The sequence below is a fragment of the Pseudomonas sp. genome, assembly GCF_035497915.1.
Taxonomy (GTDB): domain Bacteria; phylum Pseudomonadota; class Gammaproteobacteria; order Pseudomonadales; family Pseudomonadaceae; genus Serpens.
On the sequence record NZ_DATJCS010000048.1, the window covers coordinates 26262 to 47370 of the forward strand.

Below are 21109 nucleotides of genomic sequence, written 5' to 3' on the forward strand. Positions count from 1 at the left end.
CGTCATATGCTGCGTGCTGCAACACCCCCTCACACAACAAGGACACACACGATGCAAAGGACACCACGCACCCTGGCTTCCCTGACCCTCGCCACGCTGCTGGCCTGCGCCGGCACCGCCCAGGCTGACGATATCAAGGAAGCCCTGCAGGAAGCCCTGAACGCCTACAACAAGGGCGACATGACCGCCACCAAGGAAAACATCGGCTACGCCAGCCAGCTGCTCAACGAAAAGGGCGCCGACCTGCTGGTCAAGGCGCTGCCGGACGCCCTGCCGGGCTGGGAAGCCGGCGAACCGGAAAGCTCCGCTGCCGGCGCCGCGCTGTTCGGTGGTGGTCTGCAGGCGTCGCGCAACTTCACCAAGGACGAGCAGTACATCGATGTGGAGATCGTGGGCGACTCGCCGATGCTGTCGCAGATGATGGCGGTCATGACCAATCCGGCGCTGGCCGGCAGCATGGGCAGGTCGGTGAAGATCGGCAAGCAGCGCGGCATCCAGGACGAAGACGGCAAGATCATGCTGATCATCAACAACCGCTTCATGATCTCGGTGTCCGGCGACGGCCCCCAGGCCGACAAGGTGGCCTACGCCGAGGCGGTGAAGCTGGATGCGCTGAAGTCGCTGTAAGCCTCAAGGCGAGGCCACGCCCCTATAGACCGCGCGTTCAACCCGTAGGGTGGAAAACTCGCGAAGCGATTTTCCACCACACCGGGACCGCGCAAACTACAACGCCAAGCCGTTGCGAACGCGGTACTGATTGCGCACCGGATTGGCGTATTGCAGCACCAGCCACGGCCGGTGCTCGGCCGGGCAGGCGGCCAGGCGGCGGTGCCATTCCGCTTGCGCCCTGGCCAGCTCCTCGGCGCCGAACAGTTCGCCGGCGGCCGGCACCCCCAGCTCGGGCTCGCGCCCTTCCCACATGGCATAGGCCAGGTAATGCACCGGGAACAGCCGGTAGTTGCCGAGGATGTGCTTGTCGATGTCCTGCGCCAGTTGCTTGGCATCGTTGCTGGCGTCGCGCAGCGGCGCGGCGAAGGCGATGTGCACGCGGCCCTTGTAGCCGGTGATGCCCTTGGCGATGCTGCGGTCGTCCTCGCCCGGGGCCTTGGTGTAGCTGCCGGCGGTGGCGCGGGTGTACAGCTCGCGGGCCTTGTCCAGGTCGCAGGGATCGTATTCGTAGCTGATCGACACCGGCACCAGCGACAGCTCGTCGATCACCTGGCCGAACGCTTCGTCCTTGCGGCTCATGTGGAACATCTTGAGGATCGCCGAATCGGTGCGATCGTCACCGTCCTTGGCGCGGCCCTCGGCCTGGGCGATCCACACCGACTCGTCGTCCCGGAGGATCGACTGGTTGATGTAGGCCGACAGCAGCTGGAACGCCGCCAGCTTCTCGCGCCGCCCGGTCAGCGAGCGGTGCACGATGAAGCTCTTGTTCAGGCGCATCAGGTCACTGACGAAGGGCCGCTGCAGCAGGTTGTCGCCGATGGCGATGCGCGGGGTGCGGTGGCCGGCATGGTACAGGGCATAGTTGACGAAGGCCGGGTCCATGACGATGTCGCGATGGTTGGCCAGGTACAGGTGACGGCGGCCCTTGTGCAGGTTTTCCAGGCCGGAATAACTGATGCCGTCAGTGGCCCGCTCGATGGTTCGATCCACATAGGGCTCGACGCGGGCCTGCAGCTTGGCCACGCTGTCGATGTCCCGCACTTCGCGGCGCAGGCGGCGCGCCACCAACGGACGCAGCGCCCAGCCGAACAGGCCGGCCAGTTTCGGCACGCGGAAGCGGGTCAGGGTATCGAGGAACTCGGGGTCGTTGCACAGGCGCGCCAGTACAGCGGAAACCTCGCTGTCGGCGTAAGGACGAATGGCGTCGAAGGTGCCCATCATGGTCTCGTCAGGGGAAAAAAACGCGCATCCCCGGGAGGGGCGCGGAAAATAGATCGCCAAGTATACTCGCCGAGTCACATTCCACCCCACGTCACGAGGAACCCCATGCAGTGCATTCATCGCCCCTGGGATCTGCTGGAAGCAAACCTGCTGCGCGACATGCTGGCCAGCGAGGGCATCGCGGCCTATCTGCAGGGTGAACACCTGATGGGCGCGGTTGGCGAACTGCCGGCCGGCGGGCTGCTGGCCCTGCTGGTCGAGGACGCGGACACCGAGCGCGCCCGGGAACTGATCGTCGCCTACAGCGCCGCCGAGCCGCTGCCCACCGAGGAACCCGTTGGCGGGCCCGGCGAATTGCTGTGCTGACTTCGAGGCCCGTTTATCCATGAGTGGCCGTCTTGCCCTGTTCCGCTGGTCCGCCGCGTTCGCCGCGCTGCCCGGCTTTCCCGCGCTGCAACCGCACTGGAATCTCTCCCCCGGCGCGTCGCTGCTGTTGCTGCGCGGCGTCGATGACCAGCGCCGCGCCGATCTGGCGCGCTGGGGCCTGACCCCGGCCTGGCTGACCGACCTGTCGCGCACGCCGGCCCATGCCCGCGCCGAGACCCTGGCCGAACAGCCGATGTTCCGCGAGGCGTTTCGCCTGCGCCGCGGCCTGGTGCCGATCAACGGTTTCTATGAATGGCGCGGGGTGCGCAAGCGGCCCTACTGGGTGGGCGGCGAGGAGAGCCTGCTGTACTGCGCGGCGTTGTGGGAGGTCTATCCGGCCGGGGATCGCGAGTACCTGAGCCTGGCGCTGGTGACCCGCCCGGCCGCCGACCTGCGCCGGCCGCTGCTGCTGGATGCCGAGGGGCAGCGCGACTGGCTGGCCGCCGACACGCCAGCGTCCCGGCTGATGGCGCTGCTGCAGGCGCCCGCGCCGCCACTGCGCGAGCGGGCGCTGGCGGGGCTGGTCAACGACCCGGGGCTGGATGGCCCGGAGTGCCTGACTCCGGCCTGACCCGCCTGTGGGAGCGAATTCATTCGCGAGATTTTGGCGTCGCGGACGAGTCGGATAAAAACGGAGCCACCCACACGGGGGAAGCTATACAAGGATGGCTCCGGGGAAAGGGTGCTTGTCTGGCGTGGCGGCAAGGTTACGGGGTCGGCTGTCATCGGAAAAATCGCCGGTTTCAATGCCTTTCATAGTCAACCCCTATTTTTGAAGTGCATCACAAAACAGGCATAATTCCGCGAATTTTTACCCTCCCCGTCTCGCACCCACCCAATGACCCTGCGCAAGCGCCTGTTCTGGCTGTTCCTTTCCCTGTTGCTGCTGGTGTTGCTGGTGGTCACGTTGCTCGGCGAGCACCTGCTGCTGCCGCACCTGGATCAGCAGGACCACCTGCGGCTGCGCCAGGCCGCCGCGCAGCTGCAAAACGGCCTGGAACAGCAGGGGCGCTACCTGCTCAGTCGCCTGGATGCCTACGCCTTGCGCCTCGCGGTGACTGGCGAAGACGCGCCGGCGGTGCCGGCCGAGCTGGATTTCATCCTGCGTCTCGAGACCGGACAGCCGGCGGAAAGCCTGTTTTCCCGGCTGCCCGTCGATCTTGCCCCGCTCGCCGACGACACCGGCATCGAGCGGCCAGCCATCAGCCTGCGCTGGTGGCGGGAGCAGCCGCTGATCCTGCTCAGCGTGCCCCTGCCGGGCGACCAGGGTTACCTGCTGGCCGGCCAGCGGCTCGATCCCGTCCGCCTGCTCGACGCGTTGCGCATCGTTCCCGAGGCGGAGCTACAGCTGCTGGCGCCGAACAACGACACCCCGGCCAGCGAACCACTGCCAACACCCTCGCCGGTCCCGGCGATCCTGATGCGCGATGCCGGCGTGGTAAGCACGCCAACGCAGCTGCACACCGAGCTGCACCTGCACACGCCGCAGGCGCAGGACGGTCTGCGCCTGCAGCTGAGCCTGTCCCGCCAGATCTATCTGCAGGGCCAGCAGAAACTCGACTGCTTCCTCGACTGGATGCTGTTCATCTGCGCGGGCACCCTGCTGCTGGCCGGGTTGTGTGTGGAAATCTGCCTGCTGCGCCGCGTGCGCTTCATGCACCGGGAGATCGCCAGCATCGGCCTGAACGCCCATGCCTCGCGCCTCACGCGTCTGGGGCGTGATGAGTTGGGCGAGCTGGGCCACGCCCTGAACCACATGCTCGACCGGCTGGACAGCAGTGAATCCCGCGACCAGGCGATCCTCGACTCCATCGACGACGGCTACTTCGAGATCGAAGCCAAGGGCCGCATCCTTACCGTCAGCCGCGGTCTGGAACGCCAGCTGGGCTTCGCCGCCGAGGAACTGCAGGGGCGCAACCTGGTGAATGTCATCGGCGTCGAGGAACTGCACCGGCTACGCCAGCAGTTCCGACAGACCATCGGCGGCAGGGTCGCGCCACGCTTCGTGGTGCCGATCCGCCGCCGCAACGGCACCACCGGCTATTTCGAAACCCGCATCTCGCTGATCCGCGACGCCAGCGGCCGCTACTGCGGCGTGCGCGGCATCCTGCACGACATCGGCGACCAGGTGGCCTTCCAGGAACAGCTCTATGACCTGGCCCACCGCGATCCGCTGACCGGCCTGGGCAACCGCATGGCCTTCACCGAGCAGCTCCACTACTGCTGTGACGAGGCACACGGCACGGGACGTTCGCTGGGCCTGCTGTACCTGGACCTGGACCGCTTCAAGGAAGTCAACGACCGCTACGGCCATGCCACCGGCGACGCCCTGCTGGTGGCCATCGCCGAGCGCATGCGCGGCGCCGTACGCCAACCCGATCTGCTCTACCGCCCGGGCGGCGACGAATTCACCCTGCTGCTGCCAGACAGCGACGTGGAAAAGGCGGTGCGCATCGCCCAGCGCCTGCACGCCACGCTGGCCCAGCCCTACGACCTGTGCGGCCAGCGCGTCGACTTCGTGCTGCCGAGCATCGGCATCGCCCTCTACCCGCGCAACGCCAGCAACCCGGACGCGCTGATCAACGCCGCCGACGAGGCCATGTACCAGGCCAAGCTGGACAGCCTGGGCCACTGCGTCAGCCAGGCCGTCCCGGCTGCAAAGGCCGCAATGCACTAACCGTAGGCGCGACTGTAGGAGCGGCTTCAGCCGCGAGCTTCTGGGCGCGAAACCGCAAAAAGCATCGCGGCTGAAGCCGCTCCTACAAAGTGCGCGCTGCAATGCCTGGCACGCCTTCTGGTAAAGTCGCGCGCCACCCTTTGCAGGAGATCTCCATGCCCCCCGTCCTGAGCGGCCCGCAGTATCTGCGTCAAGGATTGAGCCTGGTACTCAGTCCGGGATTGCGTCTGTTCGTTCTGCTGCCCTTGCTGGTCAACCTGATCGTGTTTGCCGTGCTGATCGTCCTGGCCGTGCAGCAGTTCGGCCAGTGGGTCGACTACTTCATGCCGAGCCTGCCCGACTGGCTGGCCTTTCTCGAATACCTGCTCTGGCCGCTGTTCGTGGCGCTGGTGCTGCTGATCGTGTTCTTCACCTTCACGCTGCTGGCCAACCTGATCGCCGCGCCCTTCAACGGTTTCCTGGCCGAGAAGGTCGAAGTGGTGGTGCGCGGCGAAGACCCCTTCCCCACCTTCCGCTGGGGCGAGCTGGCCGCCATGGTGCCGCGCACCCTGGGGCGTGAGATGCGCAAGCTGGCCTACTTCCTGCCGCGCGCCCTGGCGCTGCTGATCCTCTCGCTGATCCCCGGCGTCAACCTGCTGGCCGCGCCGCTCTGGCTGCTGTTCGGCATCTGGATGATGGCGGTGCAGTACATCGACTACCCGGCGGACAACAACAAGCTGGGCTGGAACGAGATGCTCGACTGGCTGCGCGCCCGCCGCTGGCAAAGCCTGGGCTTCGGCGGCATCACCTACGCCGCGCTGCTGGTGCCCGGCCTGAATATCCTGATGATGCCCGCCGCCGTGGCCGGCGCCACGGTGTTCTGGGTGCGCGAGGGCGGCCGCAGCTAAAGAGGACAGCACACAACCTGTAGGAGCGGCTTCAGCCGCGATGCTTTTGGGTGCGGATACCTATCGGGGCTGAAGCCCCTCCTACAGGTCCGTGCATAAACCCGGGGCCGGTGCGGCCCAACAGCGCTGACCGCTCTACACCTTTTCCAGCGCCTGGCGCAGCGCCGGGTAAAGGCGCCGGAACTCGGCCTCGAAGGCCGCCAGCGCCTCGGCGGGATCGCCGTCCGCCTGCAATACCGCCTCCAGTCGCCCGCTCAACGCCTGCAGCTCCACGGCCCCCAGGGTCGCCGCCAGGGACTTGAAGCGGTGCAGTTGCTCGACGGCCTCGCCGGAGCGCCCCGCGTGCAGCTGCTCGCGCAGCTGTTCGGGGAGGCTCGGCGTTTCCTCCAGGAAGCGCCGCAGCAGCCGCAGGTACAGCGCCCGATTGTCGAGCATGCGCTCCAGGGCGCCGGCCTGATCGAGTCCGGCAATCGCCGGCAAGGGCAAGTCCCCGGCAACGGCTACCGTCTCCGGCGACGGCTCCGGCTCCGGCAACCAGCGCTCCAGCACCGCCATCAACTGGTTCAGCGCCACCGGCTTGGCCAGGAAGTCGTTCATGCCCACCGCGCGGCAGGCTTGCCGGTCGCTGTCCCGGGTGCTGCCGGTCATGGCGATCACCGGCAGGTCGGGCCACTCGCGGCGCAGCTGGCGGGTCGCTTCCAGGCCGTCCATGTTGGGCATCTGCAGGTCCATGCACACCAGGCCGATGCCGGCTTCAGTGCGCAGGCATTCCAGCGCCTGCCGGCCATCGGCGGCCATGCATACCTCCAGGCCGAGCAGTTGCAGCAGCTCGGCGGACACCTCGCGCATCAGCGCATCGTCATCGACCAGCAGCACCCGGTGCCCAGCGAAGCGCCGCTGTGCGGCTGCGCCAGCGCTGCCGGCCTCGGCGGGCACGCCGGCGCAGCGTCGCAGTTCCAGCTCGAGGAAGAACAGGCTGCCCTCCCCCGGCGCGCTGCGCACGCCCAGCTCGCCGCCCATCAGGCTGGCCAGCCGGGCGGAGATCGCCAGCCCCAGGCCGGTGCCGGACGAACGTTCGACCTGCCCCGGCAGCTGGCTGAACGGCTTGAACAGCAGGTGCAGGTGCTCGGTGGCGATGCCCATGCCGCTGTCCTCGACCTCGAAGCGCAGCCGCACGTGCTCGGCATCACCCGCCAGTTGCCGCATGCGAAAGTCGATGCGCCCGTGGGTGGTGAACTTGACCGCGTTGCTGGCCAGGTTGATGAGAATCTGCGAGACCCGCAGCGGATCGCCGTGCAGGCTGGCCGGAACCTGCGCATCCAGCTCGACGCCAATCGCCAGGCCCTTCTCCCGGGCTCCCTCACCAATCATGTCCACCACGTTCCACACCAGCTCGGTGGGGCTGAAGGGCACCTGGGCGATCGGCAACCGGCCGGCATCCAGCCGGCTGAAGTCCAGCACGTCGTTGACGATTTCCAGCAGGTGCTCGGCGGCCTTGCGCAGCTTGTCCAGGTAGCCGTCCAGACGGGCGTCGCGGGAACTGCGCCGGGCCAGGTGGGCCAGGCCGATCAGCGCGCTGAGCGGTGAACGGATCTCGTGGCTGAGGTGGGCCATGAACTCCGCCTGCAGTTCGGCCTGGCGCTCGGCCTGTTCCTTGGCCTCGGCCAGCTCGCCGGTACGCGCGCGCACCTGGTGCTCCAGATCGTCGCTCAGCGCACGCAGGGCGTTGGCGGTGGCGCGCAGGTCCGTCTCGTCGATCAGCAGGCTGCCCAGCGCGGTGATGCGCCGACCGCCATCGAAAACCGGAAAGAAGATCTGCCGGTAGGCCTGCGCGGCGCGTTCCGCGCTGGCCGGCAGCTCGATGCACACTTCCTGACGCTCGCCGCTGGCCAGCACTTCGCGCAATCCCTGCCAGGCGCGCCGGCTGATTGGCGACAGGCTGTCCGGCGGCTCGGCGCACTCCAGCGGCAGATCCGCCAGCAACACCGAGGCGTCCTGTTCGTGGGGACGATTGTCGAGCAGCAGGCGGCCCCGGGGATCGCGAATGCGCAGGCGGGTCGGCAGGTGACGCAGCAGCTGCCGATAGAGGGTTTCGCGCGCCTGGCGCCGGCGGCGGTGCCAGAGATTGGTGAACAAGAAGGTCAGCAGCACCAGGGGCAGACTTGCCAGCAGCGGGTGGACGGTCGGGTGCAGCAGGCACCACAGAACCACGACGCCGGCCAGGGCCAGGACGATGAGTAACGCCAGGGCAAGCCGGGAGTTATGCACAGCGGGAATCCTTCAGCGACGTCGCGTCGTCAGCCATCTCGCCAGACGATGGCTTTTTGACGGAAGTGGAAATGAGCCTGCGCGCAGCAAAGTCCGTTCCAGACCGGTCAGTCCTGTAACCAGTCCTCCAGCTTCTGCCGGTCGGCATGCGCGGCGTGCCAGTCCATCAGCACGTCGGCGGGCATCGGTCGGGCGAACAGGTAACCCTGGGCGGCGCTGCAGCCCAGGCCGCACAGCAGGCGCACCTCGTCGATGGTCTCCACGCCCTCGGCGATGCTCGGCAGCCGCAGGCGCACGCTCATGTCGATGGCCGACTGCAGGATGGCGTGGCTGCGCCGGTTGCTGCGGGCGCCAGCGACGAAGGCGCGGTCGATCTTCAGCTCGGTGAACGGCAGGCGGGTGAGCTGCTGCAGGGTCGAGAAGCCGGTGCCGTAGTCATCGATGGACAGCCCGAAGCCGGCCAGGCGCAGGCGCCCCACCGAGGCCAGGGTGGCGGCGGTGTCGTGCATCAGCGCGCTCTCGGTGACCTCCAGGATCAACTGCTCGGCGCGCGCACCACTGGCCTGCACGCGGGCGATCAGCTCGTTGGCGAAGTTGCGGTTGGCCAGCATGCTGATGTCGATGTTTACCGCCATGCTCGGCGTCCACCCCTGCTGCTGCAGGCGCGCGGCGTCGGCCAGCACCTGCTCGATCAGCTGGAAGGTGAGCTCGGGCAGCAGGCCGCTCTCGGTGGCGATGGCGATGAAGTCCCCCGGATAGAGCATGCCCTGGCGCGGGTCCTGCCAGCGCGCCAGCACTTCATAACCCAGCAGTCGGCCGCTGGAGAGATCGATCTTCGGCTGGTAATGGGGGCGCACATGGCCCTGGCGCAGCGCTTCACGCAGGGCCTGCGCGGTAACACTGACCGTCGGCCGCACGCATTCCTCGGCCGGCGACGGACTCGCCAGGTTGGGCAGGTGCTGCAGCAGCCCATGCAGGTCCTTGCCGGACAGCGGCTTGGGCAGATTGCCCAGCAGCGGCAGGCGCAGGGTGCGAATCATGTCCAGCACTGTGTTCACCAGCGCCTCCTCGCAACCACTGGCCAGCACCACCGGCGGGCAGATACCCTCCTCGTGCAGGTGCAGCAGCAGCTCGATGCCGTCCATGTCCGGCATCTCCAGGTCGAGCAGCAACAGCGGCAGCGGCTGTTGCCGTGCGGCCCGGCCGCGCAGCAGGTGCAGGGCCTCGCGACCGCTGGCGGCCTGCTCGATCAGCGACAACTCGAGGGTCTCCAGCAATTCGGCGGCGTATTCGCGCTGCATGGCGCTGTCATCGACCAGCAGCACGGGGGTCTGTCGCACGGACAGGGGAAGCTCGGCAAGCAGCTGCATCAGGGTATCCAGGCAGTTCAACGCCCAAAGCGGGCGATCAGTTCGGGAATCTCATCGAGCGCGCAGACCTGGCTGACTCCGCCATGGCGGATGGCTTCCCTGGGCATGCCGAAGACCACGCAGCTCTGTTCGTCCTGGGCCAGGGTCGTGGCCCCGGCCTCGTGCATTTCCTTCATGCCGCGGGCGCCATCGTCGCCCATGCCGGTCATGATCACCCCCAGCGCGTTGCGTCCGGCGGTGCGTGCCACCGAGCGGAACAGCACGTCCACCGAGGGCTTGTGGCGCGACACCGGCGGGCCGTCCAGCACCTCCACCGCGTACTGCGCGCCATTGCGCTTGAGTTGCAGGTGCAGGCCACCCGGGGCGATCAGCGCCTGGCCGCTGAGCACCCGGTCGTTGTCGCGCGCCTCGCGCACCTCGATCTCGCATAGCGCGTTGAGGCGCTGGGCGAACATGCGGGTGAAGTTGGCCGGCATGTGCTGCACGATCACCAGCCCCGGGCAGGTGACCGGCAGGCGGGTGAGCACCTGCTCCAGCGCCTGGGTGCCACCGGTGGAGGTGCCGATGGCCACCACGGTGTCGGTGGTGCGCTGCAACGCCCGCACCGGTGCGGCGGGCGCCTGACGGGACCCGCTGGCCGCCGCCGGCCGGCGCGCCGCCAGGCGCACCTGGGCGGCGTCGCGAATCATGTGCAGGAAGTCACCCCGGTGGCTGGCGATGAACTCGCTCATGCCGCCGGTGGGCTTGGTCATGATACCCACCGCGCCGGCATCCAGCGCGTCCAGGGCAGTGCTCGAACCCTGCTCGGCCAGCGAGGAGAACACGATGGTGGCGATCGGTGCCTCGCCCATCAGCTGGCGCAGGAAGGTCAGGCCGTCCATACGCGGCATCTCGATGTCGAGGATCAGCACATCGGGTCGCTCGCTGCGCATCTTCTGCTGGGCGAACAGCGGATCGGGCGCGGTGGCGATCACCTGGATGTCCGGCTGGCCGGCGAGCATTTCCTTGAGCAGCGAGCGCACCACCGCCGAATCGTCGACGATCATCACCTTGATCATCAGGCGACCCCGCGCAGGTCGGTTCGCACCACGGCGGCAGACGCCGGCATCCGGTAGATGGACGGGCGCACCAGTTGCAGGTCGCTCGGCACGCCCTGCAGGGATTCGGAGTGGCCGATGATCAGCCAGCCGCCGGGCCGCAGCTGGCGCAGCACGCGCTGAATCACCTGCTGGCGGGTGGCGCCGTTGAAATAGATCAGTACGTTACGCAAGAAGATGATGTCAAATTGCCCAAGATCGGCGGCGGAATCTAGCAGATTGTGCTGACAGAAGCGCACTCGCTCGCGCAATTCGCGGCGAATGAGCAATTGCCCTGCATAGTCGCCGGTGCCGCGCAGGCAGAAACGCTTGAGGTACTCCGGTGACAACAGCTCCAGGCGCTGCAACGGGTACAGGCCCTGGCTGGCGCGTTCCAGCACACGGGTCGACAGGTCGCTGGCCAGCAGCGACCAGCCGCCGTCGCCCAACTTGTCCTGCAGCAGCATGGCCAGGCTGTAGGGCTCCTCGCCGGTGGACGCCGCCGCGCACCAGACGCGCACCGGGCGCTGGCGCAGGGTCGGCAGGATCTGCGCGGCCAGGTAGCGGAAATGCTCCGGCTCGCGGAAGAAGTAGGTCTCGTTGGTGGTCAGCAGGTCGACCATGCACTGCCGCTCGACCGCCTGTTCCGGCTGCTGGAGCAGCGCGACGTAGGCGTCGTAATCGGGCAGGCCGAGCGCCTTGAGGCGGCAGTACAGCCGCCCGGCCACCAATTGGCGCTTGCTCTCCGGCATATCGATGCCGCTGGCGCGGCGGAACGCCTCGCGGATCTGCCGATAGGCGCTGTCACTCAACCCGTAGACGCCCGACATGCCGCCCCTCAACCCGACGCGCTTTCGCGCGCCGGCTCGCCGCGCGCCTGCTGCTGGATGTCCACCAGGCGCGCCAGCTCGTCGCCGGACAGCACCTTGTCCATGTCCAGGGCGAGCACGAACTGATCGCCCTGGCGGATCATCCCCGCGACGAAATCGGCGCGAATGCCACCGCCCAGGCTGGGACGCATCTCCAGGTCGGCGGTATCCACCTCCAGCACCTCGGTCACCCCGTCGACGATCACGCCGAGCAGTTGCGGACCCTCGGCGCCGGCCACCTCGACGATGACGATGCAGGTGCGCTCGGCCAGCGCGGTACGGCCACGCTCGAAACGCACCGACAGGTCGATCACCGGCACCACCGCGCCGCGCAGGTTGATCACCCCGCGCAGGAACGCGGGGGTCAGCGGAATGGCGGTCATCGGCGGGCACTCGATGATCTCGCGGATGCAGGCGATGCGGCAGCCGAAGGTTTCCTCGCCCAGGGTGAACATCAGGTACTGCCCGGCCTGCAGGGCCGTGCCGGCGTTGCGATCGCTGCTCATGGGCACTCCTCAGAAGGCGGTGAAGGCCGATTCGTCAACGGGCGCGCCATGGCGCTTGAACCCCGGGCGACGTGCGCCAGCGGCCGGCGCGCTGGCCATGCCGGTTTCGCCAGCCTGCAGGCGGAAGAAGGTCATCATCTGCTGCAGCTGGGTGGCCTGGGCGCTCATCTCCTCGGAAGTGGCGGACAGCTCCTCGGAGGCGGCGGCGTTGGTCTGGGTGGTCTGCGACAGCTGACCGATGGCCATGGTGATCTGCTCCAGCCCGGTGCTCTGCTCGCGGGAGGCGGCGGTGATTTCCTTGACCAGGTCGGCGGTCTGGCCGATGGCCGGCACCATCTGGTCGAGCACCTGGCCGGCGTTGGCCGCCAGCTGCACGCTGGAGGAGGCCAGTTCGCCGATTTCCTGCGCGGCCACCTGGCTGCGTTCGGCCAGCTTGCGCACTTCGGCGGCAACCACCGCGAAGCCCTTGCCGTGGTCGCCGGCGCGGGCGGCCTCGATGGCGGCGTTGAGCGCCAGCAGGTTGGTCTGGTAGGCGATGGCGTCGATGATCCGGACCTTCTCGGCGATGTCCTTCATCGCGTTCACGGTTTCCTTCACCGTGCGGCCGCCTTCGCGGGCCTCGTTGGCCGACTTGGTGGCCATGTTGTCGGTGACCTGGGCGTTCTCGGCGTTCTGCGCCACGGTGGCACTGATCTGCTCGATGGCGGCGCTGGTCTCCTCGACGCTGGCGGCCTGCTCGGTGGAGTTCTGGCTCAGGGTGGTGGAGGCGGCGGACACCTGCTCGGAGGCGGAGGCCAGGGCATCGGCCGAGGAGCGCACTTCGCCGATCACCTGGGTGAGGCGCTCGACCATCGACTTCATGGAGGCCAGCAGGCTGTTGTCGTTGCTGACCTGCACCTCGACGGTCAGGTCGCCGGCGGCCACCTTCTGGGCGATCGCGGTGGCGTAGTCCGGCTCGCCGCCCAGCTGGCGGGTCACGTGGCGGGACAGCAGCAGGCCCATGACGATGGCCAGCAGCACTGCGACGGCTATGGCGATGAACATGACGACAAGGGTCGTGTCAGCCACATCGCGAGCCTCCTGCATTGATTGTCCAGCGGCCTCGGAGCTGAACTCCATCAGCTTGATGATTTCATTGCTCATCGATTGCACCACGGTGCGGAACTCACCGATGGTGAGCTCCCGCAGGTGCTCCATATCACCGGCATTGGATGCGCTGATGATTCCGCGCGCCATGTCCAGGTAGCGGACATACAGTGCCTGGGTGCGCTCGAACTGAGCCTGCTCGTCGGGTGACGCTTCGGTAGCGGCAAACGCGGCCAACAGCTTGCTGATTTCCGCTTCACGATTCACGTTGCGCTCGAGCACAGCCCGGCGCTCCCGGTCCTCCAAGAGCGAAGGCAGCGATACTAGGCCACGCGCATGGGTAATCATGTAGGAAGAGGCCTTGGCTAGGTGGTCGATGGCCAGCAAGCGGTTCTTGTAAAGATCATCGGTGAGGTGAGCCATCTGCTGCACACGCAGCACGGCCAGGACGCCGACGGCCAGGGTCAGCAAGGCGCCGACGCAGAACGCGATCACCAGCTTCTGCATGAGTTTGAGGTTGAGATACCACTGCATGAGGTGTGCTCCAGGTAAGGGCTAACCAGAGGATTAGGCGTGCTCCACGCGACGCGGCGTGGCCAGCAATGAATTGATGTCGAGAATCAGCGCCACGCGGCCGTCGCCGAGGATGGTCGAGCCACCCAGGCCCGGCACGTTGCGCAACATGGGGTTGAGCGGCTTGATCACCGCCTGTAGCTCGCCGGCGAAGCGGTCGACCACGATGCCGGTGCGCTGCTGGCCGTGCTGTACCACCACTAGGCACTCGCGGGCCTCGGCGTCGCGGGGCAGTTCGAACAGCTCGGCCAGGCGCAGGTAGCTCAGCGGCGCGCCGCGCAGGCTCATCACCTGGTTGGCGCTGGCGTTCTTCGGCAGCTCCAGGCATTCGACCACCTGCTCCAGCGGGATGACGAAGTGAGCTTCGCCCACGACCACCTGGAAGCCGTCGATGATCGACAGGGTCAGCGGCAGGCGGATGCGGAAGCAGGTGCCCTGGCCCAGGGTCGACTGGATCTCGATGCTGCCGCGCATGGCTTCGATGCTGCGACGCACCACGTCCATGCCCACGCCGCGTCCGGACAGGTCGGTGACCTGGTCGGCGGTGGAGAAGCCGGCCTCGAAGATCAGCGCGAAGATCGCCTGCTCGTCCAGCAGCGTCTCGGCACCGATCAGGCCGCGTTCGATGGCGCGCGCGCGGATCTTCGCGGCGTTCAGGCCACGGCCGTCGTCGCTGATCTCGAGGACCACCGAGCCGGACTCGTGATAGGCGTTGAGCAGCAGGCGGCCACGGGCCGGCTTGCCGGCGGCGCGGCGCGCCTCGACCGGCTCGATGCCGTGGTCCAGGGCGTTGCGCACGATGTGCAGCAGCGGGTCGGCGAGCTTGTCGAGCAGGGTCTTGTCCAGCTCGGTCTCGGCGCCGCGGATCTGCAGTTCGACTTCCTTGCCGAGGTCGCGCGCCACGTCGCGCACCACGCGCGGGAAGCGCTGGAACACTTCGTTGATCGGCGCCATGCGCAGTTCCAGGGCGCGGTCGCGCAGCTGCTCGATGAAGTCGTCGACTTCCTCGACAAAGGTTTCCACCGTCTCGCGCGCCGAGTGCTGGCTGAGGGTGCGGCAGCGCGCCGAGCGGGTCACCAGCTCGCCGACCGCGTCGATCAGCTGGTCGAGCTTGCGGGCGTCGACCTTGATCATCATCTGTTCGTCGCGCCGGGCCGGAGCGCGCTCGCTCGGCTCGAGGCTTGCCAGCGGGGCCGCCACCGGCGCCAGCTCGACCGCCAATGGCTCGGCCGGCGCTTCGGCCACCACCGCCTGCAGCGGCTCCACGCTGATGTCGCAGTCCTCCTGGATGAACTCCAGCGCCTGCAGCAGCGCCTCGCGGCTGGCGTCGGTGCGCAGCAGCAGGTCGGCCTTGAAGTAGCAAGTCTCCGGGTCGATGTCTTCCAGGCTGGGGATCAGCTCGCGGTCCAGGGCCAGCTCCAGCAGCTCGCCCATGCCGACCAGGTACTGGATGAACGGCAGCGGATCGAGGCCATGGTGGAACAGCTCGGGATGGCAGTGAATGCCGATCAGCCAGTCCTGGGCGGCGCCGCCCACCGGCACGCCGGCCAGCGGCTTGAGCGCCTGGACGCCGCCCAGGTAATCCTCCAGCGCGGCGCTCAGCTCGGCGCGCAGCGCCGGGTCGGGGTCCTCGTCGTCGAGGCCGTCGGCGACCTTGTCGAACAGCCGGCGCAGGTAGTCGCCGCAGCGCAGAAGCAGGCTGATCAGCACGCCATCCATCGGCTGCTCGCCGCTGCGCACGCGCACCAGCAGGTTCTCCAGCAGGTGGGTGAAACTCACCACCAGCTGCAGGTTGAACATGCCCGACGAGCCCTTGAGGGTATGGGCAGCACGGAAGATCGCATTGATCCGTTCGCCGTCCAGGCCCAGGGCCTCGACCTCGAGCAGTGTGTGCTCGTAGGTGGCCAGCAGCTCGCGGGCTTCCTCGAGCAGCACGGTGCGCACCGCTTGAATATCCATCTTGTCCTCCGGCTACCCGATGAAGTCTTCGAGTCGCAGCAGATCCACCACCTGACACACCGCGGGGCTCGGCTCGACCAGGCGCAGGCGCGGCCAGCAGCGCTTGACGGCCAGCAGCAGCTGCAGGCCGGCGGTGTCCAGCTCGGTGATGCCGCGCAGGTCCAGGCACCCGGGGCGCTCCGCCATGATCTGCTGCAGCAGCAGGCCCTTGAGCTCGGCGGCGCGCTCGATGGTGAAGGCGCCGCCCAGTTGCAGCACGGGGTTGGGATCGCTGGGGGTCATGGGTTCAGATCACCAGCTTGGAAACGGCGTCCAGCAGCATGGCCGGCTGGAACGGCTTGACCATCCAGGCGCGCACGCCGGCGGCCTTGCCCTGCTGCTTCTTGTCTTCGCTGCCTTCGGTGGTGAGCATGATCACCGGGGTGAAGCGGTAGCCGGCCACCTGCTTGGCGGCCTGCACGAAGGCGATGCCGTCCATGTTGGGCATGTTCACGTCGGAGACGATCAGGTTGATCTTGCGGCCGTCCAGCTTGGTCAGCGCGTCCTTGCCGTCGCTGGCCTCGACGACCGTGTAGCCGGCGCCCTTGAGGGTCAGGCCGATCATCTGGCGCATACTGGCGGAGTCGTCCACGACCAGGATTGTCTTGCTCATCGAATGCTCCTTTGAATCAGAAGAAGGTGACGGAGGAAGCCGCGGCGGCGGGCGCCTTGCGGCGGCCATCGTGCAGCGCCTGCTGCTCCAGGGTGGTGTAGGTGCCGGCCAGGCGCTTGAGCCACTGCTCGGCGCCCAGCTCCTCCAGATCGCGGCTGGCCAGGTCGCGGGCACAGGCCTGCAGGCGCTCCATGTCAGCGGTGACGTGGCTGATGATCTGGTCGACGCGGTCCTGGAACTGCAGGTTGACGATCAGCTGCGCCAGGTCGTGCTCGATCAGCCCGCGCTCGTCGCGCAGCTGCTGCAGCGAGTCCTGCAGCGCGCGGCTGGTGTCGGCGAACTGGGCGACGATGCGCTCGGCCAGTTGGCTGGAGTCGCTGACCAGCGCCTGCTCGCGCTCGGCGAAGGACTGCGACAGGGTCTCGGCCTTGTGGATCGCGCCGGTGACGGTCTTCACCGTCTCGCGGATCTGTTTGCCGGCCTCGCCGGACTGGTTGGACAGCTTGCGCACCTCGTCGGCGACCACCGAGAAACCGCGCCCGGCATCACCGGCGCGCGCCGCTTCGATGGCCGCGTTGAGGGCCAGCAGGTTGGTCTGGTCGGCGATCTCGCCGACCTGCTCGGCCATGCGCCGCAGTTCGTTGGTGTGCCCGGCGATGCCGAGAATCTCGTTGACCAGGCTGGCGCGGTACTGCTGGGTCTGGCGCAGCGCCTCGACCAGGCTCTGCAGGCCCTCCTCGGCCTGGTCGATGGCGGCGATGGCACGGTTGCCCAGCTCGCCGCCGGCCATCTGGTCGCCGGCCAGCAGACGCTGATTGAGGTCGCTGAAACCGTTGCCCAGGTTGCCGATCGCATCGCCCATCTGCTGACGGGCCAGGCCCAGGTGGCGGTTCCACATCGGCACCACGCCACCGGTCAGCGCCTGGAAACGCTGCAGGCGTTCAGCCTGTTCGGGGTCCGGGGCGACGGTTTCCGGCTGCGCCTCGTCCTGCGCACCCGCCTGGGCACGGCCGACCAGCAGCAGCTGAATGCCGCCGAGCACCGCCGCCCAGAGCAGACCCTGCCACCAGGCCGTGGCCAGCCAGGCGCCGATCAGCAGATTGACGGCGGCCAGGGCCGCGAGGGGAAGTACAGGGGAAGTCCGGGGAGGCATGCGCAGTCGATTCCTGCTTGGCAAATCACATCGACTGGCATTGTGACATCACGCACATTTCGGCCGCGTGAGTAGAACCACCTACATCGGGTGAATTCTTTACGACAGGCCGGGGCAGGTTCGAGAGCCTGTAGGGCCGGCTTTATGCCGGCCAGCGGGGCCGAACCCAGGCTTCCGGCGCGCCCCCACCGCCGACGGCCGGCATAAAGCCGGCCCCACAGGTTCGGCTACCCGCGCCCGAGCACCTCGCCGGCAAACTCTTCCTGATAGCGCACCATCAGCGCGCGGTTGTCGTGCTGCCAGGGATGGAAATCGCGCCGGTAGAAATCCAGGTAGTCGCGCACCAGGGGGCGGAAGATGCCGCGCCGACCCCACAGCCAGCTCAGGCCATCCCGCCAGACACCCCAGTTCCACAGCAGGCCGTCGCGGCGCAGAAAATGGATCAGCCCGCGCGTGGTGTCCCAGGTGAAGAAGATCGTGCTCTGCAGCATCGCCCGGCGGCGCAGCCAGGGGCTGCCGCTGACCTGCATGTAGAGGTCGAAGGCCACCGCCTTGTGCTCGGTTTCCTCCAGCGCGTGCCAGCGCCACAGGCGCGCCAGGCGCGGGTCGGCGCCTTCCATCCAGTCCGGATTGGACAGCAGGGCGTTGGCCATGATGGCGGTGAGGTGCTCCACCGCGCAGGTGGCGGCCAGTTGCAGGCGATCCGGCAGGTGGCGCTGAACGAACGCCAGCCGCCGTTTCAGCCGCCGTTCGATGGCATCGATGTCGTAGCCCAGCTCGCGCAGGCGCTGGCTGTACTCCAGGTGTTCGCGGCTGTGGTGACCTTCCTGGCCGATGAAGCCGCGAATCTGCTCCTTCAGCGCCTCGTCGGTGACCTGCTCGCGAAACAGGCGCACCGAATCGATGAAGAAGCGCTCGCCGTCGGGGAACAGCACCGACATGGCGTTGAACAGGTGGCTCTTGAAGGCATTGCCGCCGTGCCAGTGGCGCGGCAGCGGATCCGGCAGGCCGGACGCCAGACGACGGGGGCGGATGTGCAGGTCGGTCGGTTGGGACATGGCGGACGCTCAGGCAAGACGGTCGAGAGTAGTCAACGCCAAATGGACCTGGCGCGGAGCTGGTCTTTCGCATGGCTCGGCTTTTTGGGCACAACGCCCGGTAGACAAGGCTCCGCCGTTGCCTACCCTACGGCCGATGCGCTGCCTCCCCTGTAGGGCCGGCTTTATGCCGGCCGATGGGGACGACCGACATACCGTCGGCCGGCATAAAGCCGGCCCTGCAAATGCAACGGCGGTCCTCGACCATCGGCATGCGCGATGCAAATCCACGCGGTAAGCTGCCGCCCATGAACTACCTCGCCCATCTGCACCTCGGCGGTCCCGCGCCGGCCCAGTTGCTCGGCAGCCTGTACGGCGATTTCGTCAAGGGGCCGCTGGCCGGCCGCTTTGCCGCCGACATCGAGGCGGCGATCCGCCTGCACCGGCGCATCGATGTCTTCACCGACAGCCATCCGGCGGTGCTGGCCGCCCGCGCGCGCTTCCCCGCCGAGCGCCGGCGCACCTCGGGCATCCTCCTCGACCTGTTCTTCGACCACTGCCTGGCCCGGGCCTGGGACGACTACGCCAGCGAGCCGCTACCGGTCTTCACCGCACGGGTCTACGGGGTGCTGACCGTCACGCCGGAGCTGCCCGGCCGGCTGGCGCAGATCGCCCCGCGCATGGCGGCCCAGGACTGGCTGGGCAGCTATCGCGAGCCCGCCAGCCTGCCCCGGGTGGTCGACGCCATGCGCCGGCGCCTTTCACGCCCGCAGCTGTTGGACAATGCGGAGGATGAGCTGGCACGCCTCTACGACCCGCTGTGGGAGGACTTCCGGGAGTTCTATCCGCAGCTGATGCGCTTTGCCGAGACGCAGCGGTAAACGAGCGTAGGGCGCTCAGCGCTTTCCTGGCCGCCGGCGGGCCACGCGGCCCCCGTGACGGTGGGCAAGAACAACGTTGCCCACCCTACGGTCCCGCCACCGGTGCTGCCGGCTTGCACACACCGCCCCCCCTCTCCCTCGACGGGAGAGGGGCCGGGGGAGAGGGTAAAACACCCAGCGCCTGCGCCACCGCCTGCTGACTCAGCTGGGCCAGCTCGCTGCGGCTCCTGCCGCGACTGTCGATGGGCGGCAGCAGGTGGATCTGCACCTCAGCGACCTCGGCGCCCAGCAGGCGCAGCAGGTGGCCGGGCAGATCGTCATCGCCGATGAACGGCGCCAGCGGGTCGATGCGCCCGCCACGCAAATAACGGATGGCCACTGGCTGCAGCGGCACGCCGGCCTGGGTGGCACTGCCCAGCAGGCGACCGTGAAAGGTGCGTACCTTCGTGCCGTCCGTGCTGGTGCCTTCCGGGAACAGCGCCAGCGCGCCGGGGCGGCCCAGGCGCTCGGCCAGTTGCTCGGCGATCTTCGCACTGTCGCCACCGCCCCGGCGGATGAACAGCGTGCCGCCCTGTTCGGCCAGCCAGCCGAGCAGCGGCCAACCGCGTACTTCCGCCTTGGCCAGGAAGGCCAGCGGCAGCAGTCGGCCGAGCAGCGGGATGTCGGTCCAGGACACATGGTTGCCGACCCATAGCCGCGGTTCGCGGGGAATCTCACCGATCAGCGTGACGCGAAACGGCAAGGCCGCCGCCAGCGCGGCATGGAAGCGCCGGGTCAGACGCAGGCGCAGCGCCAGGCGATCGCCGCGCCACAGCGGCCCGACCAGCGCCAGCAGCAGCGAGAACAACACGCCCAGCAGCAGCACCGCCACCAGGCGCGGCAGGCGCCAGGCCAGCCGCAGCCGCCTCATACCGCAGCCTTGAAGTGCCGGGCGTAGCGCGGGCAGAGGTCTTCGCGGCGCAGCAGGATGAACAGGTCGGCGACCTGGAAGTCCGGGTCCCAGCAGGGCTCGCCACAGATCTTCGCACCCAGGCGCAGGTAGGCCTTGAGCAGCGGCGGCAGTTCGGCCACCAGGTTGTCGGGCAGTGCCATGTCCAGCGCCGGCAGCGGATTGAGCGGTTCGGCGCGCAGGTGTTCGTGGCACAGGTAGCTGTCGCGCAGGCGCTGCATCACCGCGCGCGCCTGGATGCCACCGTCGCGCATCGGGATACTGGCGCAGCCCATCAGGTAGCGGTAGCCGCCCTCGTTGAGGATTTCCGCCAGTTCGCTCCACAGCACGCCGATGGTCGCGCCGTTGCGATAGGCGGCGTCCACGCAGGTGCGGCCGATCTCCAGCAGCGGCCCCTGGCTCAGCGCCGGACCGCGCAGCTGAAATTCCCCTTCGCTGTAGAAGCGCCCCAGGCCGCGCGCCGCCTGGTGGTCGAGCAGGCGGGTGGTGGCCACCAGCGCACCGCTGTCCAGGTCGCGCACACCGATGTGCAGGCAGTGGGGATCGTAATCGTCGCGATCCAGTCCCTCGTCGGCGCCCGGCAGGCGGGCCTCGAAGGCCTGGCTGAACACGCGATAACGCAGGGCCTGGGCTTCGCGCAGCTGGTCGTCACCGCTCAGGCGCACGGCCTGCAGGCGGCTGGGGGAACGCATCATGCTTGTCTCCTTGGCCGGCTTCTCCGCCGGTCGGGCAGTGTGGGCAAGGGCGATGCTAGGGAGGGCCGGTGTCGGGGCGGTGACAGCGGCATGACGGCGGCGTGACAAAGCCCGAAGGGTGCGATGTTCGCGTCTAAGCTTCGGTCTTGAAGGGA

Annotated in this window: 20 protein-coding genes and 1 pseudogene; 6 read left to right on the forward strand and 15 right to left on the reverse strand. The window is 68.1% G+C overall.

The window, feature by feature from the left end; all coding sequences use genetic code 11:
- Positions 1 to 51: 51 nt before the first annotated feature.
- On the forward strand, positions 52 to 627 hold the full coding sequence (locus VL129_RS14220; protein ID WP_325413788.1) for a hypothetical protein: 576 nt from the start codon (positions 52 to 54) through the stop codon (positions 625 to 627).
- Positions 628 to 723: 96 nt separating this feature from the next.
- On the opposite strand, the gene VL129_RS14225 is transcribed toward VL129_RS14220, so the two are convergent.
- Positions 724 to 1887 (reverse strand): 1-acyl-sn-glycerol-3-phosphate acyltransferase, encoded by a 1164-nt coding sequence (locus tag VL129_RS14225; protein ID WP_325413790.1) that lies wholly within the window; start codon positions 1885 to 1887, stop codon positions 724 to 726.
- A 108-nt stretch (positions 1888 to 1995) separates the two neighbouring features.
- Between VL129_RS14225 and VL129_RS14230 the strand changes: the two genes are divergently transcribed.
- The 4 genes from VL129_RS14230 (at position 1996) to cysZ (ending at position 5880) form a co-directional block, all read left to right on the forward strand.
- Positions 1996 to 2256, forward strand: coding sequence for a putative signal transducing protein (locus VL129_RS14230; protein WP_325413792.1), 261 nt, complete (start codon positions 1996 to 1998; stop codon positions 2254 to 2256).
- Between the two features lie 19 nt (positions 2257 to 2275).
- A complete protein-coding gene (locus VL129_RS14235; RefSeq protein WP_325413794.1) occupies positions 2276 to 2887 on the forward strand; it encodes an SOS response-associated peptidase in 612 nt (203 codons plus the stop codon).
- Positions 2888 to 3154: 267 nt separating this feature from the next.
- Positions 3155 to 4993, forward strand: a complete 1839-nt coding sequence (locus VL129_RS14240; RefSeq protein ID WP_325413796.1) for a diguanylate cyclase domain-containing protein — start codon at positions 3155 to 3157, stop codon at positions 4991 to 4993.
- Between the two features lie 155 nt (positions 4994 to 5148).
- Positions 5149 to 5880: a sulfate transporter CysZ gene (gene cysZ, locus VL129_RS14245; protein WP_325413798.1), complete on the forward strand. Its 732-nt coding sequence runs from the start codon at positions 5149 to 5151 to the stop codon at positions 5878 to 5880.
- Between the two features lie 135 nt (positions 5881 to 6015).
- On the opposite strand, the gene VL129_RS14250 is transcribed toward cysZ, so the two are convergent.
- The 12 genes and pseudogenes from VL129_RS14250 to VL129_RS14300 form a co-directional block, all read right to left on the reverse strand.
- Entirely contained in the window at positions 6016 to 8148 is a 2133-nt protein-coding gene (locus VL129_RS14250; protein ID WP_325413800.1) for a response regulator, read from the reverse strand.
- A 107-nt stretch (positions 8149 to 8255) separates the two neighbouring features.
- Positions 8256 to 9518 (reverse strand): EAL domain-containing response regulator, encoded by a 1263-nt coding sequence (locus tag VL129_RS14255; RefSeq protein ID WP_325413802.1) that lies wholly within the window; start codon positions 9516 to 9518, stop codon positions 8256 to 8258.
- Positions 9519 to 9535: 17 nt separating this feature from the next.
- Complete coding sequence (locus VL129_RS14260) at positions 9536 to 10576, reverse strand: protein-glutamate methylesterase/protein-glutamine glutaminase (protein ID WP_325413803.1); 1041 nt, start codon at positions 10574 to 10576, stop codon at positions 9536 to 9538.
- Positions 10576 to 11424: a CheR family methyltransferase gene (locus VL129_RS14265; RefSeq protein ID WP_325413805.1), complete on the reverse strand. Its 849-nt coding sequence runs from the start codon at positions 11422 to 11424 to the stop codon at positions 10576 to 10578. The genes VL129_RS14260 and VL129_RS14265 overlap by 1 nt, the downstream gene beginning before the upstream one ends.
- Positions 11425 to 11432: 8 nt before the next feature.
- Positions 11433 to 11969: a chemotaxis protein CheW gene (locus VL129_RS14270; RefSeq protein ID WP_325413807.1), complete on the reverse strand. Its 537-nt coding sequence runs from the start codon at positions 11967 to 11969 to the stop codon at positions 11433 to 11435.
- A gap of 9 nt (positions 11970 to 11978) precedes the next feature.
- Complete coding sequence (locus tag VL129_RS14275) at positions 11979 to 13055, reverse strand: methyl-accepting chemotaxis protein (protein WP_414705211.1); 1077 nt, start codon at positions 13053 to 13055, stop codon at positions 11979 to 11981.
- Positions 13050 to 13589 (reverse strand): annotated as a pseudogene (locus tag VL129_RS17220) (MCP four helix bundle domain-containing protein); the annotation flags it as partial. The gene VL129_RS14275 and the pseudogene VL129_RS17220, both read right to left, overlap by 6 nt.
- Positions 13590 to 13622: 33 nt before the next feature.
- Positions 13623 to 15587 carry a chemotaxis protein CheA gene (locus VL129_RS14280; protein WP_325413811.1) on the reverse strand — a complete coding sequence of 655 codons (1965 nt, stop codon included), beginning with the start codon at positions 15585 to 15587 and terminating at the stop codon, positions 13623 to 13625.
- Between the two features lie 12 nt (positions 15588 to 15599).
- On the reverse strand, positions 15600 to 15869 hold the full coding sequence (locus tag VL129_RS14285) for an STAS domain-containing protein (RefSeq protein ID WP_325413813.1): 270 nt from the start codon (positions 15867 to 15869) through the stop codon (positions 15600 to 15602).
- Between the two features lie 4 nt (positions 15870 to 15873).
- The gene (locus VL129_RS14290; RefSeq protein WP_325413815.1) at positions 15874 to 16239 is read right to left on the reverse strand and encodes a response regulator; all 366 of its coding nucleotides are present in this window, start codon (positions 16237 to 16239) and stop codon (positions 15874 to 15876) included.
- Positions 16240 to 16255: 16 nt separating this feature from the next.
- Positions 16256 to 17392 (reverse strand): methyl-accepting chemotaxis protein, encoded by a 1137-nt coding sequence (locus VL129_RS14295; RefSeq protein ID WP_325413816.1) that lies wholly within the window; start codon positions 17390 to 17392, stop codon positions 16256 to 16258.
- Between the two features lie 227 nt (positions 17393 to 17619).
- Entirely contained in the window at positions 17620 to 18450 is an 831-nt protein-coding gene (locus tag VL129_RS14300; protein ID WP_325413818.1) for a metal-dependent hydrolase, read from the reverse strand.
- Between the two features lie 287 nt (positions 18451 to 18737).
- Between VL129_RS14300 and VL129_RS14305 the strand changes: the two genes are divergently transcribed.
- Entirely contained in the window at positions 18738 to 19310 is a 573-nt protein-coding gene (locus VL129_RS14305) for an acyl carrier protein phosphodiesterase (protein ID WP_325413820.1), read from the forward strand.
- An 85-nt stretch (positions 19311 to 19395) separates the two neighbouring features.
- On the opposite strand, the gene VL129_RS14310 is transcribed toward VL129_RS14305, so the two are convergent.
- Both VL129_RS14310 and olsB read right to left on the reverse strand, forming a co-directional pair.
- Positions 19396 to 20220, reverse strand: a complete 825-nt coding sequence (locus tag VL129_RS14310; protein ID WP_325413822.1) for a lysophospholipid acyltransferase family protein — start codon at positions 20218 to 20220, stop codon at positions 19396 to 19398.
- A complete protein-coding gene (olsB, locus tag VL129_RS14315; RefSeq protein ID WP_027591792.1) occupies positions 20217 to 20954 on the reverse strand; it encodes an L-ornithine N(alpha)-acyltransferase in 738 nt (245 codons plus the stop codon). Before olsB ends, VL129_RS14310 begins: the two co-directional genes overlap by 4 nt.
- Positions 20955 to 21109: the final 155 nt, after the last annotated feature.

What these genes read in the sequence shown, in the direction of transcription:
- VL129_RS14220 (WP_325413788.1), top strand. Translation starts at nt 52, where the DNA reads ATGCAAAGGACACCACGCACCCTGGCTTCCCTGACCCTCGCCACGCTG.
- VL129_RS14225 (WP_325413790.1), bottom strand. Translation starts at nt 1,887, where the DNA reads ATGGGCACCTTCGACGCCATTCGTCCTTACGCCGACAGCGAGGTTTCC.
- VL129_RS14230 (WP_325413792.1), top strand. Translation starts at nt 1,996, where the DNA reads ATGCAGTGCATTCATCGCCCCTGGGATCTGCTGGAAGCAAACCTGCTG.
- VL129_RS14235 (WP_325413794.1), top strand. Translation starts at nt 2,276, where the DNA reads ATGAGTGGCCGTCTTGCCCTGTTCCGCTGGTCCGCCGCGTTCGCCGCG.
- VL129_RS14240 (WP_325413796.1), top strand. Translation starts at nt 3,155, where the DNA reads ATGACCCTGCGCAAGCGCCTGTTCTGGCTGTTCCTTTCCCTGTTGCTG.
- cysZ (WP_325413798.1), top strand. Translation starts at nt 5,149, where the DNA reads ATGCCCCCCGTCCTGAGCGGCCCGCAGTATCTGCGTCAAGGATTGAGC.
- VL129_RS14255 (WP_325413802.1), bottom strand. Translation starts at nt 9,518, where the DNA reads ATGCAGCTGCTTGCCGAGCTTCCCCTGTCCGTGCGACAGACCCCCGTG.
- VL129_RS14260 (WP_325413803.1), bottom strand. Translation starts at nt 10,576, where the DNA reads ATGATCAAGGTGATGATCGTCGACGATTCGGCGGTGGTGCGCTCGCTG.
- VL129_RS14265 (WP_325413805.1), bottom strand. Translation starts at nt 11,424, where the DNA reads ATGTCGGGCGTCTACGGGTTGAGTGACAGCGCCTATCGGCAGATCCGC.
- VL129_RS14270 (WP_325413807.1), bottom strand. Translation starts at nt 11,969, where the DNA reads ATGAGCAGCGATCGCAACGCCGGCACGGCCCTGCAGGCCGGGCAGTAC.
- VL129_RS14275 (WP_414705211.1), bottom strand. Translation starts at nt 13,055, where the DNA reads ATGCAGGAGGCTCGCGATGTGGCTGACACGACCCTTGTCGTCATGTTC.
- VL129_RS14280 (WP_325413811.1), bottom strand. Translation starts at nt 15,587, where the DNA reads ATGGATATTCAAGCGGTGCGCACCGTGCTGCTCGAGGAAGCCCGCGAG.
- VL129_RS14285 (WP_325413813.1), bottom strand. Translation starts at nt 15,869, where the DNA reads ATGACCCCCAGCGATCCCAACCCCGTGCTGCAACTGGGCGGCGCCTTC.
- VL129_RS14290 (WP_325413815.1), bottom strand. Translation starts at nt 16,239, where the DNA reads ATGAGCAAGACAATCCTGGTCGTGGACGACTCCGCCAGTATGCGCCAG.
- VL129_RS14295 (WP_325413816.1), bottom strand. Translation starts at nt 17,392, where the DNA reads ATGCCTCCCCGGACTTCCCCTGTACTTCCCCTCGCGGCCCTGGCCGCC.
- VL129_RS14300 (WP_325413818.1), bottom strand. Translation starts at nt 18,450, where the DNA reads ATGTCCCAACCGACCGACCTGCACATCCGCCCCCGTCGTCTGGCGTCC.
- VL129_RS14305 (WP_325413820.1), top strand. Translation starts at nt 18,738, where the DNA reads ATGAACTACCTCGCCCATCTGCACCTCGGCGGTCCCGCGCCGGCCCAG.
- VL129_RS14310 (WP_325413822.1), bottom strand. Translation starts at nt 20,220, where the DNA reads ATGAGGCGGCTGCGGCTGGCCTGGCGCCTGCCGCGCCTGGTGGCGGTG.
- olsB (WP_027591792.1), bottom strand. Translation starts at nt 20,954, where the DNA reads ATGATGCGTTCCCCCAGCCGCCTGCAGGCCGTGCGCCTGAGCGGTGAC.